We start from the raw sequence: 13,186 nt of genomic DNA on the forward strand, positions 1-13,186 counted from the left end.
GTCCCTTCGCGCGGGCGCCCGCGCGCCGGGGACAGAAGCCGTTCACCACGGTCCCCCACCGCGGACTTCCCCCACCGCCACACGAGCACGTCGGCCAGTACTGCACGCATCCTCGCACCTGCCACTGACAACGCGCCCGTCACCGGCCGTCAAATGATCTTGATTGGTCGGCTCTGCCCGTAAAAATGCCTGACAGCTGTCGTGCCGGTGATCGAACGGTGTCCGCTTGAGATCGGTCGCGTCCGGGTCCGGCAACCAAGGGACCCGGCCGAGCGTCTTCCCTCCGAACACGCACCTGAGCACACGCACCTGAGCGCAGACACCTGAGCAGGTGCCGGACACGGAACGCGAGCGGAGCGCGGGACCCGCCCGCAACCCCACGAGAACCCCGAAGGGCGACGACAGCCCGGCGCCCGCACCGCGGCACTACAGTGGGTCGGAACAGCCAGCAAGCAACAGGGAGCGCATGACGTGCGGCCGGTAGGCAGCAAGTACCTCCTCGAGGAGCCCCTCGGTCGCGGAGCCACGGGCACCGTCTGGCGAGCCCGCCAGCGGGAGACCGCGGGCGCCGAGGCGGCCGTGGCCGGGCAGCCCGGCGAGACCGTCGCGATCAAGGTCCTCAAGGAGGAGCTCGCGAGCGATCCCGACATCGTGATGCGCTTCCTGCGGGAGCGCTCCGTCCTGCTCCGGCTCACCCACCCCAACATCGTCCGGGTCCGCGACCTGGTCGTCGAGGGCGAGCTGCTGGCGCTGGTCATGGACCTCGTCGAGGGCCCCGACCTGCACCGCTACCTGCGTGAGAACGGGCCGTTCACCCCGGTCGCCGCGGCCCTGCTCACGGCCCAGATCGCCGACGCCCTGGCCGCCAGCCACGACGACGGCGTCGTCCACCGCGACCTGAAGCCGGCCAACGTGCTGCTGAGGCAGACCGGCGGCGAGATGCACCCGATGCTCACCGACTTCGGCATCGCCCGCCTCGCCGACTCGCCCGGCCTGACCCGCACCCACGAGTTCGTCGGCACGCCCGCGTACGTAGCGCCGGAGTCCGCCGAGGGCCGCCCGCAGACCTCCGCCGTCGACATCTACGGCGCCGGCATCCTGTTGTACGAGCTGGTCACCGGCCGGCCCCCGTTCGCCGGAGGCTCCGCGCTGGAGGTGCTGCACCAGCACCTGAGCGCCGAACCGCGCCGCCCCTCCACCGTCCCCGACCCGCTGTGGACGGTCATCGAGCGCTGCCTGCGCAAGAACCCCGACGAGCGCCCCAGCGCCGAGAACCTCGCCCGGGGTCTGCGCGTGGTCGCCGAGGGCATCGGTGTGCACGCCGGCAGCGCGCAGATCGGCGCCGCCGAGAACGTCGGTGTGCTCCTCGCCCCCGACCCGGCCCCCGCGCCGGTCCCGGGAGCCCCCGGCGCCGCCGACCCGACGCAGGTCCTGCCGCAGAACCCGCCCGGCGCCTACGACCCGAACGGCGCCACCAGCGTCCTGCCGCAGACCGGCAACCCGTCGGGCGCCGCCGACCCCACCGCCGTGCTCCCGAACCGGGGCGCCGCCGACCCGACCGCCGTCATGCCGCCCGTGCCCCCGGGGCAGCCGGGCGGACCCGGGCAGCAGGGCGGACCGGAGGACCCGCACCCCTGGCAGAACCAGCTCCGCGCCGCCCGCGACCGCAACGAGCAGACGCAGGTCCAGTACCTCGACCCGAACCAGGACCCGCTGCGCCGCCGCCCCCAGCGGCAGGTCGCCCGCCCGCAGCAGCAGCCCCGCCAGGCACCGCAGGGCCCGCCGCCCCAGCAGCCCGGTTACGGCTACCCGCAGCAGCAGCAGCAGCAGCCGCAGCGCTACGCCACCCCGCAGCCGCAGCAGCCCGCGCCGCCTCAGCGGCCCCAGCCGCAGCGTTACGCCCCGCCGCCCGCGCCCGAGCCCCAGCCGCCCCGGCGCGAGCCCCGGCCGCCGCGGCAGCGCAGCGCCAACCCGATGCGCATCCCCGGGCTGGGCTGCCTCAAGGGCTGCCTGTTCACGCTCATCATCCTGGTCGTGGCCGGCTGGCTGATCTGGGAGCTGAGCCCGTTGCAGGACTGGATCGGCACGGGCAAGGGCTACTGGGAGCAGCTCAGCGACTGGTTCACCACCGTGACCGACTGGATCGGGGACCTGGGCGGCGGCTCGGGCGGCGGCTCGTCGACCGGCAACTGAGCCTCCGACGGGCTCCGTTCCCCCGGATCCGGCGGCGAGTCTGGAGATTTGTCGACATCCGGCGGGTGATTTCCGGCTCCCCCGTGAAGGTCGGCTCCGCGGGCGCGTACGTTTAGGCGCAACACGCGTCGGTAGGAGCAGTCTTGGCACGGAAGATCGGCAGCCGGTACACCGCCCACCAGATCCTGGGGCGGGGCAGCGCCGGCACGGTGTGGCTGGGCGAGGGTCCCGAGGGGCCCGTCGCGATCAAGCTGCTGCGCGAGGACCTGGCGTCCGACCAGGAGCTGGTCTCCCGCTTCGTGCAGGAGCGCACCGCGCTGCTCGGCCTGGACCACCCGCACGTGGTCTCCGTGCGCGACCTGGTGGTCGACGGCAACGACCTCGCGCTGGTGATGGACCTGGTCCGCGGGACGGACCTGCGCACCCGCCTGGACCGGGAGCGGCGCCTGGCGCCCGAGGCCGCGGTCGCCATCGCCGCCGACGTCGCCGACGGCCTGGCCGCCGCGCACGCCGCCGGGGTCGTGCACCGCGACGTCAAGCCCGAGAACGTGCTGCTCGACATGCAGGGCCCGCTCGGCCCCGGCGGCTCCCACCCGGCCCTGCTGACCGACTTCGGGGTCGCCAAGCTCATCGACACCCCCCGGCGCACCCGCGCCACGAAGATCATCGGCACGCCCGACTACCTGGCCCCGGAGATCGTCGAGGGCCTGCCCCCGCGCGCGGCCGTGGACATCTACGCGCTGGCCACGGTGCTGTACGAGCTGCTCGCGGGCTTCACGCCGTTCGGCGGGGGTCACCCGGGCGCGGTGCTGCGCCGCCATGTGACGGAGACGGTCGTCCCCCTCCCGGGCATCCCGGACGAGCTGTGGCAGCTCCTCGTCCAGTGCCTCGCCAAGGCCCCGGCCTCCCGGCTGCGCGCCTCCGAGCTGGGGGACAGGCTGCGCGAGCTGCTGCCGATGCTCGTCGGCATGGGCCCGCTGGACGTGGACGAGCCCGACGCCGAGCAGGACGAGGACGCCTCGGAGGAGCCCTCGGCGTCCGCCGCGCCCTCGGGGGCGCCGGTACGGCGCCGGGGAGCGGTTCCCCTGGTGCCGGGCTCCGCACCGGCGGACTCCAACCGCGACACGCACACCTCCATGCGCGTGCCCGCCCCCGACGAGCTGGCCGGCGGCGCCCGCGGCACCGCCCGCGCTCCGCGCGCCGCCGGGGCCCCGCGCCCCGGCTCCGCCCGCAACCGCGCCGCCGCCCGGCGCCGCCGGCTGGCGGTGGGCGCCGGCGTGGCCGCCCTGGTGGCCGCGATCGGCGCCGGTACCTGGCTCGCCACGGGCGGTGACGAGGGCGGCGCGGACCCCCAGGACACGCGGAACTCGGCACCGGCCTCGCCCTGAGGCCCGGGGCGGGGCCGCCACGGACACCGCGCCGACCCGGCGAAAGCCGGTGGACGGAGCCGTTACGCTGGATGCGTGGCAGTCGTCGATGTATCCGAAGAGCTGAAGTCCCTCTCCTCGACCATGGAGTCGATCGAGGCCGTCCTGGACCTGGACAGGCTGAGGGCAGACATCGCCCTGCTCGAGGAGCAGGCGGCAGCGCCCTCCCTGTGGGACGACCCGGAGGCGGCGCAGAAGATCACGAGCAAGCTCTCCCACCTCCAGGCGGAGGTGCGGAAGGCCGAGGGCCTGCGCGGCCGGATCGACGATCTCGCGGTGCTCTTCGAGATGGCCGAGGAGGAGGACGACCCGGACACCCGCGCCGAGGCCGAGTCCGAGCTCACGGCCGTGAAGAAGGCGCTGGACGAGATGGAGGTCCGCACCCTGCTCTCGGGCGAGTACGACGCCCGTGAGGCGCTGGTCAACATCCGCGCCGAGGCCGGTGGCGTGGACGCCGCGGACTTCGCCGAGAAGCTCCAGCGGATGTACCTGCGCTGGGCCGAGCAGCGCGGCTACAAGACCGAGGTCTACGAGACGTCGTACGCGGAGGAGGCCGGCATCAAGTCGACCACCTTCGCCGTGCAGTCGCCGTACGCCTACGGCACCCTCTCCGTGGAGCAGGGCACCCACCGGCTGGTGCGCATCTCGCCCTTCGACAACCAGGGGCGCCGCCAGACCTCGTTCGCGGGCGTCGAGATCCTCCCGGTGGTCGAGCAGACCGACCACATCGAGATCGACGAGTCCGAGCTGCGCGTGGACGTGTACCGGTCCTCCGGCCCCGGTGGACAGGGCGTCAACACCACCGACTCCGCGGTGCGACTCACCCACCTCCCCACCGGCATCGTGGTCTCCTGCCAGAACGAGCGCTCCCAGATCCAGAACAAGGCCACGGCGATGAACGTCCTCCAGGCCAAGCTGCTGGAGCGGCGCCGCCAGGAGGAGCAGGCCAAGATGGACGCCCTCAAGGGCGACGGCGGCAACTCCTGGGGCAACCAGATGCGTTCGTACGTGCTGCACCCGTATCAGATGGTCAAGGACCTGCGCACCGAGCACGAAGTGGGCAACCCGGAAGCCGTGTTCAACGGTGAGATCGACGGGTTCCTGGAGGCCGGAATTCGCTGGCGCAAGCAGCAGGAGAAGTAGAGCGAGGCGCTGACACCGCTTTGTCGACAAGGCAACTGCCCCCGTTTCGGGGGCGGTTGCCTTTTGTCTGCCGCCCGGACGCCGGTGATGTCTGGGTTTTACATCACACTCACACCCTTTGTGTCCGGCATACGTCCCTTACTCGGACATCGCGTACGCAATGGCCTTGACGTTGCTTTGAACATTCGCCAGGGTGAGGCGCGGCATGCGTATTTGCGGGGCGCATGTGAACCGGGGGGCGTCAGTAAGCAGCCACCTCCGTCGATCACGGCCCCGAGTGCGGCCTCACCGACTAATGGCTACTGGGGGTAGCAACTACATGACGAAGAAGACGCGCATCCGTGTCGCGCGCATAGCGGCCGGCGCAGTGATCGCGGCCGGCGCCTCCCTGACCGCCGCGGGTGCCGCTTCGGCGCTCGACATCGGCGTGGGCGTGGGTGTCGGCGACGCCAACGTCGGCGTCGGCGTGAGCGTCCAGGGCGAGGGCGACCCCGAGGGGACGACCGAGGGCACCACCGAGGGCGCCAGCGTCGGCGTGACCGAGGGCACCACGGAGGGCACCTCCGAGGGCACCACGGACGGTACGTCGGAGGGCACCTCCGAGGGCACCACCGAGGGGACGTCCGAGGGCACCACCGAAGGCACGTCCGAGGGCACCACCGAGGGAACCTCGGAAGGTACCTCCGAGGGCACCACCGAGGGCTCTTCGGTGGGGACGTCCGAGGGCACCACGGAGGGCACCTCCGAGGGAACCTCGACGGGCACCTCCGAGGGCGGTGACAACGGCGGCACCGGCGACAACGGCGGCAACGGCGACAACGGCGGCACCGGCGACAACGGTGGCAACGGCGACAACGGCGGCTCGCAGACCACGGGCGGCGGCACCGGCGGCAACGGCGGGACCGGTGGCGGCGACAACACCACCCCCGACGGCGGCAGCAACGACAACGTCACCCAGGACGAGGGCTCCTCCGCCCTGACCGACACCGGCGACGAGGCCCAGGCCTCCGACACCGCAGCCCAGGGCAGCGGTGACGAGCTTGCCGAGACCGGCGCCGCGGAGACCACGTTCCTGCTGGTCGGCGCCGCCACGATGATCGCCGGCGGCATCGGCTTCCGCATGCTGCCGCGCATGATGAACGGCCGTGGCGGAGCGGCTGCCTGAGGGTAGCCACCCGCGTACGCGCAGCGAACGCAGGAGAAAGGGCCCGGAGCGCACTCGCTCCGGGCCCTTTCCTCGTCCTCTGTTCCCTCGCCGTTTCCTCGTCCGCGCCCTCCGGGCCCGGGGAGGGGCCCTCCGGGGCCTCAGACGGTCTGGTGGGCCAGCAGGGCCATCGCCGCGATCAGCACCGCCAGCAGCGCGACCAGCGTCATCGGATTCAGGCCCGCGAGAAAGTTCCCCTGCTGAAGCCGCTCGCGGTTGGCCCGGCACACCGGGCACCGGCCCTCGCTCACGGGCGCCGCGCAGTTCGCGCACACCAACCGGTCGTACGTCATGCGCTCGCCCTCCTTGCCGCCGGCTCCGTCAGGTCAACGCCCACACCGCCGTGAACGTTCCCCTTCCACTGTGCCAGGTTCCGTGGGGCCCCGCGCGCCTTCCCCCCGAGGCCGGGCCCGGGGGCATGCCCCGTAAGGGCAGGGACAAAACGTGCCACTGTCGCGCAACCCCGGCCGGTGACTGCGGCGCGCTCCCCGGTTCGCGTATGGTCACGCTCATCTGTCCCCGGCGACCCGTGGTGCATCCGTGATCCGATTCGACAACGTCTCCAAGGTCTACCCGAAGCAGAACCACCCAGCCCTCAGGGATGTCTCCCTGGAGGTCGAGAAGGGCGAGTTCGTCTTCCTCGTGGGGTCCTCCGGCTCCGGAAAGTCCACCTTCCTGCGGCTCGTCCTCCGTGAGGAGCGGTGCAGCCACGGCCAGGTGCACGTCCTGGGCAAGGACCTCGCCCGCCTGTCCAACTGGAAGGTGCCGCAGATGCGGCGCCAGTTGGGGACCGTGTTCCAGGACTTCCGCCTGCTGCCGAACAAGACGGTCGGCGAGAACGTGGCCTTCGCCCAGGAGGTCATCGGCAAGTCCCGCGGCGAGATCCGCAAGTCCGTGCCGCAGGTCCTCGACCTGGTCGGGCTCGGCGGCAAGGAGGACCGCAGGCCCGGTGAGCTGTCGGGCGGTGAGCAGCAGCGCGTCGCCATCGCACGCGCCTTCGTGAACCGGCCCAAGCTCCTGATCGCCGACGAGCCCACCGGCAACCTGGACCCGCAGACCTCGGTCGGCATCATGAAGCTGCTCGACCGCATCAACCGGACGGGCACCACCGTGATCATGGCCACCCACGACCAGAACATCGTGGACCAGATGCGCAAGCGCGTCATCGAGCTGGAGAAGGGTCGTCTCGTCCGCGACCAGGCGCGCGGCGTCTACGGCTACCAGCACTGACGAGCAACGGAAAGGCTTGACGAGACGCCATGCGCGCCCAGTTCGTCCTCTCGGAGATCGGTGTCGGTCTCCGTCGCAATCTCACGATGACCTTCGCGGTCATCGTCTCGGTCGCCCTGTCCCTGGCCCTGTTCGGCGGTTCGCTGCTGATGAGCGACCAGGTCAACACCATGAAGGGCTACTGGTACGACAAGGTCAACGTCACCGTCTACCTCTGCAACAAGAGCGACGCGAAGTCCGATCCCGCCTGCGCCAAGGGCGCGGTGACCGAGGACCAGAAGAAGCAGATCCTCGCCGACCTCGACAAGCTGTCGGTCGTGGACAAGGTGACGTACGAGTCGCAGGACGAGGCGTACAAGCACTACAAGGACCAGTTCGGCGACTCGCCGCTGGCCAGTTCGCTCACGCCGGACCAGATGCAGGAGTCGTACCGGATCAAGCTGAAGGACCCGGAGAAGTACCAGGTCATCGCGACCGCCTTCGAGGGCCGGGACGGCGTGCAGTCCGTGGCGGACCAGCGCGCGACCCTGGACAGCCTCTTCGAGCTCCTCAACGGCATGAACTGGGCCGCCCGCGCGGTGATGGCGCTCATGCTGGTCGTCGCGCTCATGCTGATCGTCAACACGGTGCGGGTCTCGGCGTTCAGCCGGCGGCGCGAGACCGGCATCATGCGGCTGGTCGGCGCCTCGGGCTTCTACATCCAGGCGCCGTTCATCATGGAGGCCGCGGTCGCCGGGCTGATCGGCGGCGGGGTCGCCTGCGCGTTCCTGGTGGCCGCGCGGTACTTCCTCATCGACCACGGGCTCGCCCTGTCCGAGAAGCTGGCCCTGATCGACTTCATCGGCTGGGACGCGCTGCTGACGAAGCTGCCGCTGATCCTCGCCACGAGCCTGCTGATGCCCGCGCTGGCCGCGTTCTTCGCGCTGCGCAAGTACCTGAAGGTGTGACACATGCCAAGAGGGCCGAACGGGCAAGCGACCGTTCGGCCCTCTCGCCTTGTCCTAGACTCACCGGCATGTCAGGCCGTGACCTGTTCTGTCAGCCCCGCCGCGCACGCCACGGGGCCACCCTGACCTTGCTGTTCGCCGGCGTACTCGTCGCGGGCGCCGCCACCGGCTCGCTCCCCGGCGGCGACCGGAAACCCGCCCCCGACACGGCCCGCCCGGCCGCTCCCGCCGGACGGCAGGAGCAGGTGGCCCGCGCCGCCGCCGAGGCGATGGCCGACGGCAAGTCCCCCGAAAAGGCCGCCGAACAGGCCGTCAGCCGCAGCGGGGACCGCTGGGGAGCCGTCTACTCCCCGGGCGAGTACGAGGAGTTGGAGGAGGCCCTCGACGGCCGGTACACCGGCGTCGGGCTCTCCGCGCGCCGTGAGCGCGACGGCCGCATCGAGGTGACCGGGGTGCGTTCCGGGTCGCCCGCCGCCGGGGCCGGGATCCGCGAGGGCGACCGGCTGCGCAGCGTCGACGGCGAGCGGGTCGACGGACGCCCGGTCACCGAGGTCGTCTCGATACTGCGCGGCGACACCGAGGCCGAACCCGCCGGCACCGCCGTCCGGCTCGGCCTGGAGCGCGGCTCGCGCTCCTGGACCAGGACCGTCCGCCGGGCCACCCTCTCCACCGACCCCGTGGCCGTGCGCACGCTCGCCGGCGGCGTCACCGTCGTCAAGGTCACCTCCTTCACCAAGGGCGTCGGCGCACAGGTGCGAGCCGCCGTCGCGCGGGTGCCGTCCGGCGCGGGCGTCGTCCTCGACCTGCGCGGCAACAGCGGCGGCCTGGTGGCCGAGGCCGTCACCGCCGCCTCCGCCTTCCTCGACGGCGGTCTGGTCGCCACCTACGACGTCGACGGCGAGCAGCGGGCCCTGCACGCCGACGCCGGCGGCGACACCGGCAGGCCCCTGGTCGCGCTCGTCGACGACGGCACGATGAGCGCGGCCGAGCTGCTCACCGGAGCCCTCCAGGACCGCGGACGCGCCGTCGTCCTGGGCTCCCGCACCTTCGGCAAGGGTTCGGTGCAGATGCCGAGCCGGCTGCCCGGGGGCTCGGTGGCCGAGCTGACCGTCGGGCACTACCGCACCCCCTCCGGCCGCGGCGTGGACGGCACCGGCATCACCCCCGACCTGGCGGTCGACCCGGCCGGCCCGGCCGCGCTGGACCGGGCGCGGACGGTGCTCGGCGGACTGGGACGGTAGGCGGGCACTCCCGTCGGCGCCCCTCCCGTAATCGGCTTTCCGCGGGCCCCCTCCCTAGTGCCAAAATGGGCGGCACTATGGCTAAGGAAAAAGGGCGCAAGCTGATCGCGCAGAACAAGAAGGCGCGGCACGACTACCAGATCCTCGACACCTACGAGGCGGGCCTGGTCCTGTCCGGGACCGAGGTGAAGTCGCTGCGTCAGGGGCGTGCGTCGCTGGCCGACGGCTTCGTGCAGCTGGACGGCAACGAGGCGTGGCTGCACAACGTGCACGTGCCCGAGTACAGCCAGGGCACCTGGACCAACCACAGCGCCCGCCGCAAGCGGAAGCTGCTGCTGCACCGCGTGGAGATCGACAAGCTGGAGTCGAAGTCCCAGGAGACCGGCCACACGATCGTGCCCCTGGCGCTCTACTTCAAGGACGGCCGGGCCAAGGTCGAGATCGCGCTGGCGCGCGGCAAGAAGGAGTACGACAAGCGGCAGACCCTGCGGGAGAAGCAGGACCGCCGCGAGGCGGAGCGCACGATCTCGGCGATCAGGCGCAAGCAGCGGGCCTGACCTCCCGGAGGGGAGGAATGGGCTGGCACCCGCGTGCGTTGGTCACGTACGATGGTGAACGCACCCCACGCGGGTGCGCGGATTGAAAAATCAACATGGGGATGATCGGTTTCGACAGCGGCTGTCGAAGCAGGGGAAGCGTGTCGAGGAAGCGGCCATGATCTCGTAAACCACAGGCCGAAAAAAATAATCGCCAACACCAAGCGCGATTCCTCCCAGCAGGCCTTCGCCCTCGCTGCCTGATCTCAGGTAGCGAAGCGAGCCTCCTACTACGGGAGTGTCAGCCCGGGGCTGTTCCCGACCCGGATCCTGGCATCAGCTAGGGGACTAAACCTTGATCCCGGTCACGGGGTGAAGAGGGAAACCAAACAGTGACTGAGCCCGTCGGAGACTTGTCCGCGTGATCTCCGGGGCTGAGAAAATCGAAGCGGACTGCACACGGAGAAGCCCTGATTCCGCACCGTTGGACGCGGGTTCGATTCCCGCCATCTCCACAGTTCCCATGTGGGCCGAGGCCCCGCCGCTCCACGCGGCGGGGCCTTCGTCATGCCCGCGGCCCGTGCGCCGTACCCCGGGCGGAGGCCAGGGCCAGCAGCAGGGCCACCGCCGCCGCCGTGACCGGGACGCCGTAGGCGGCCGAGGGGGAGGCGTGCTCCACCGTCCAGCCGCCCGCCGCGCTGCCGCAGGCGATGCCGCCGAGCAGACCCGTCACCGCCAGGGTCATCCCCTCGTTCAGGCGGCCCTCCGGGGTGCGCTGCTGGACCAGGGTCATCGTGGTGACCATCGTCGGGGCGGTCGCCATCCCGGCGACGAGCAGCGTGAGCGCCAGCAGCGGCAGGGAGCCCGTGAGGGACGCCGCGAGCAGCGGCAGCGTCAGCAGGGCCGCCATCGCGGCGACGCACCACGGCAGACGGTGCGCGGCGGACCCGGTGGGCCTCGTCGCCCCGTACACCAGCCCCGCCGCGCAGGAGCCGGCCGCCTGGAGTCCGAGGACCACACCGGCGGCCGCCCGGTGCCCCTGTGCGTCCGCGAACGCGATCGTGACGACCTCCATGGCCCCGAACACCCCGCCCGTCGCCAGGCACACGGCCAGCAGCGGCGGGATGCCGGGGACGCGCAGGGGCGCCTTCGCGGTCGGGCGCGGCCGGGCCGGCGGCTCGGTCGAGCGCTGGGCCGTGAAGACCAGCATGCCGGTCACCAGCAGGACCACGCCGACGAGCGTGCCCGCCTCCGGGAACCACGCCGTGCACAGGAACGCGGCGAGGACCGGCCCCAGCATGAAGCACAGCTCGTCCGCGGCCTGCTCGAAGGAGTTCGCGGTGTGCAGGGCGCCGGCGGCGTCCTTCCTGCCCCGCAGCAGGTGGGCCCAGCGGGCGCGGGCCATGCCGCCGGTGTTGGGCGTGGTCGCGGTGGCCGCGTACGCGGCGAACAGCGTCCAGGCGGGCGCGTCGTACCGGACGCACAGCAGCAGGGCGAGCGAACCCAGGGCGGCGACCAGGGTGGCGGGCAGCGCCACCCTGGCCTGACCGTGCCGGTCGACGAGCCGCGCGGTCCACGGCGCGACGACCGCCGTCGCCGCCAGCCCCGTCGCGGTGACGGCGCCGGCCAGGGCGTAGGAACCGTGCTCCCCGGCGATCATCACGACCGCGCTCACGCTGAACATGCCCATGGGCATCCGCGCCATGAGGTTCCCGATCGTGAAGCCGCGGGCGCCGGGCGTGGAGAGGAGGCGCCGGTACGGGCCGGGCGGCCGGTGCCGGGAGCGCGGACGGAAGTCGGCGACGACCAGGGTGTCCGCCGTCAGGGACAGGAGGGCGGGGGGCGTGGACGGGCGTACGGAAGGCGGTTGCGGCATGCGCCCACCGTCGCCCCGGAGTGATCACGGGGTCCAACACCTTCTCCGGCCCCATTCACGCACACCTGTTGTAAGTTCGCCGGATGCCCGCACCCGCCCACCTCGATCCCCGCCTCCTGCGCGCCTTCGTCACCGTCGCCGAGGACCTGCACTTCACCCGCGCCGCCGCCCGCCTGTACGTGGCCCAGCAGGCGCTCAGCAGGGACGTACGGCGCCTGGAGCGGGAACTGGGCGCCGAGCTGTTCGTCCGGACCACCCGGCAGGTGACCCTCACGGCCGACGGCGAGCGGCTGCTGCCGTACGCCCGCCGCGTCCTCCAGGCGCAGGACGACCTCCTGGCCGCCTTCGGGCAGGCCCGCCCGCTGCTGGTCGACCTCAACTCCCCGGGGCTGGCCACCCACCGTCTGGTCCTGGAACGGGCCCGGGACCTGGCGCCCCAGGCGGAGCTGATGGCGCGTTACGAGAGCGGGCTGACGTACGCCGCCGCCGAACTGCTCGCGGGCCGCCTCGACGCCTCCTTCGGCCGGTTCGCGGGTCTCTCCCCGGCGCTGCGGGCCGGCCTCGGCCACCAGCCGGTGCGCTTGGAGCCCATGGCGGTCGTCCTGCCCGAGGACCACCCGCTGGCCCGGCTGGCGGAGGTGCCGCTCGCCGCGCTCGCGGGCGAGACCGTGTACGCCGGTGCCGGGAACCCGCGGACGCCGGAGTGGACGGACCTCGCGCACCACCTGTTCGAGGGACGCGGCATCGCGGTGGCACCACCCGTTCCGCTGGCCGTCGGGGAGGAGGAATTCCAACGGATCATGGACAAGACACGCAATCCGATCCTCGCCGTGGCGAGCTTTCCGGCCATGGCGTCGACGGTGGTGCGCCCGCTCGTCGATCCGGTGCCGCTGTCGCCCGTATCACTCGTGTGGCGAAAGGGGCTGGTACACCCGGCCCTTGACGCGCTCCGTCGGGCGGCGGCGCAGGTCGCGGGGGAGGAGGGCTGGTTGCGCCGGCCCACCGATGGATGGATTCCAGCCGTCGACGCCGGTGTGATGTCCGCCCATAAGTGACACGTGGGAACCACACATCCTCCGCGTGCGCTACATTCTTGGCCTGAGCACGGTGTGGTACAGGGGGCGCTCGAACCAGGTGAGGGCCGGTTCGGCCGACGAGTGGCTCGGCGTCGTACGCGCACCCGGAACCGTCCCGTGGGGGGAAGTGCGTGCGCGTGAAGAAATGGCAAAAAGACGCCCAGGCGGAGGAGTCCGAGGCTGTGTCCGGGATGCGCGATTTCCCGGGTTCGGGACAGGACGCCGATGTCACCGACGTGTTCCCGCCCGCTCGGGCCTTCCCGGTGAACGGTGAGACTCCGCAGGCCGCTATGCCGCCCGGCTCGTCCGGTTC

11 protein-coding genes and 1 other RNA gene are annotated in these 13,186 nt (G+C 72.0%); 10 read left to right on the forward strand and 2 right to left on the reverse strand.

Going from position 1 to position 13,186, the window contains the following annotated elements:
- Window positions 1-471 precede the first annotated feature (471 nt).
- The 4 genes from AC07FV_RS00215 to AC07FV_RS00230 all read left to right on the forward strand — a co-directional run bounded on the left by AC07FV_RS00215 (window position 472) and on the right by AC07FV_RS00230 (window position 5,928).
- The gene (locus AC07FV_RS00215) at window positions 472-2,193 is read left to right on the forward strand and encodes a serine/threonine-protein kinase (protein WP_479083565.1); all 1,722 of its coding nucleotides are present in this window, start codon (window positions 472-474) and stop codon (window positions 2,191-2,193) included.
- A gap of 143 nt (window positions 2,194-2,336) precedes the next feature.
- The gene (locus AC07FV_RS00220; protein WP_479083567.1) at window positions 2,337-3,581 is read left to right on the forward strand and encodes a serine/threonine-protein kinase; all 1,245 of its coding nucleotides are present in this window, start codon (window positions 2,337-2,339) and stop codon (window positions 3,579-3,581) included.
- Between the two features lie 75 nt (window positions 3,582-3,656).
- Entirely contained in the window at window positions 3,657-4,763 is a 1,107-nt protein-coding gene (prfB, locus tag AC07FV_RS00225; protein WP_479083568.1) for a peptide chain release factor 2, read from the forward strand.
- Window positions 4,764-5,082: 319 nt separating this feature from the next.
- Window positions 5,083-5,928 carry a hypothetical protein gene (locus tag AC07FV_RS00230; protein WP_479083569.1) on the forward strand — a complete coding sequence of 282 codons (846 nt, stop codon included), beginning with the start codon at window positions 5,083-5,085 and terminating at the stop codon, window positions 5,926-5,928.
- 140 nt (window positions 5,929-6,068) lie between these two features.
- On the opposite strand, the gene AC07FV_RS00235 is transcribed toward AC07FV_RS00230, so the two are convergent.
- Window positions 6,069-6,260 carry a hypothetical protein gene (locus AC07FV_RS00235; RefSeq protein ID WP_384701106.1) on the reverse strand — a complete coding sequence of 64 codons (192 nt, stop codon included), beginning with the start codon at window positions 6,258-6,260 and terminating at the stop codon, window positions 6,069-6,071.
- A 247-nt stretch (window positions 6,261-6,507) separates the two neighbouring features.
- On the opposite strand from AC07FV_RS00235, the gene ftsE reads away from it, so the two are divergent.
- The 5 genes from ftsE (at window position 6,508) to ssrA (ending at window position 10,439) form a co-directional block, all read left to right on the forward strand.
- Complete coding sequence (ftsE, locus tag AC07FV_RS00240; RefSeq protein ID WP_053131878.1) at window positions 6,508-7,197, forward strand: cell division ATP-binding protein FtsE; 690 nt, start codon at window positions 6,508-6,510, stop codon at window positions 7,195-7,197.
- A gap of 29 nt (window positions 7,198-7,226) precedes the next feature.
- Window positions 7,227-8,144 (forward strand): permease-like cell division protein FtsX, encoded by a 918-nt coding sequence (gene ftsX / locus AC07FV_RS00245; RefSeq protein ID WP_053131875.1) that lies wholly within the window; start codon window positions 7,227-7,229, stop codon window positions 8,142-8,144.
- A gap of 68 nt (window positions 8,145-8,212) precedes the next feature.
- On the forward strand, window positions 8,213-9,385 hold the full coding sequence (locus AC07FV_RS00250; protein WP_479083570.1) for a S41 family peptidase: 1,173 nt from the start codon (window positions 8,213-8,215) through the stop codon (window positions 9,383-9,385).
- Window positions 9,386-9,462: 77 nt separating this feature from the next.
- Window positions 9,463-9,942 carry an SsrA-binding protein SmpB gene (gene smpB, locus AC07FV_RS00255; protein WP_383640061.1) on the forward strand — a complete coding sequence of 160 codons (480 nt, stop codon included), beginning with the start codon at window positions 9,463-9,465 and terminating at the stop codon, window positions 9,940-9,942.
- Between the two features lie 97 nt (window positions 9,943-10,039).
- Window positions 10,040-10,439: a transfer-messenger RNA gene (gene ssrA / locus AC07FV_RS00260) on the forward strand.
- A 47-nt stretch (window positions 10,440-10,486) separates the two neighbouring features.
- Here the strand turns inward: ssrA and AC07FV_RS00265 are convergent.
- Window positions 10,487-11,797: an MFS transporter gene (locus tag AC07FV_RS00265; RefSeq protein ID WP_479083571.1), complete on the reverse strand. Its 1,311-nt coding sequence runs from the start codon at window positions 11,795-11,797 to the stop codon at window positions 10,487-10,489.
- 83 nt (window positions 11,798-11,880) lie between these two features.
- Between AC07FV_RS00265 and AC07FV_RS00270 the strand changes: the two genes are divergently transcribed.
- Complete coding sequence (locus AC07FV_RS00270) at window positions 11,881-12,852, forward strand: LysR family transcriptional regulator (RefSeq protein WP_479083572.1); 972 nt, start codon at window positions 11,881-11,883, stop codon at window positions 12,850-12,852.
- Window positions 12,853-13,186 lie beyond the last annotated feature (334 nt).

The organism is Streptomyces sp. NPDC045956 (genome assembly GCF_056430705.1).

Coding starts and splice junctions, on each gene's coding strand:
- AC07FV_RS00230 (WP_479083569.1), top strand. CDS start 5,083: ATGACGAAGAAGACGCGCATCCGTGTCGCGCGCATAGCGGCCGGCGCA.
- AC07FV_RS00235 (WP_384701106.1), bottom strand. CDS start 6,260: ATGACGTACGACCGGTTGGTGTGCGCGAACTGCGCGGCGCCCGTGAGC.
- ftsX (WP_053131875.1), top strand. CDS start 7,227: ATGCGCGCCCAGTTCGTCCTCTCGGAGATCGGTGTCGGTCTCCGTCGC.
- AC07FV_RS00250 (WP_479083570.1), top strand. CDS start 8,213: ATGTCAGGCCGTGACCTGTTCTGTCAGCCCCGCCGCGCACGCCACGGG.
- smpB (WP_383640061.1), top strand. CDS start 9,463: ATGGCTAAGGAAAAAGGGCGCAAGCTGATCGCGCAGAACAAGAAGGCG.
- AC07FV_RS00265 (WP_479083571.1), bottom strand. CDS start 11,797: ATGCCGCAACCGCCTTCCGTACGCCCGTCCACGCCCCCCGCCCTCCTG.
- AC07FV_RS00270 (WP_479083572.1), top strand. CDS start 11,881: ATGCCCGCACCCGCCCACCTCGATCCCCGCCTCCTGCGCGCCTTCGTC.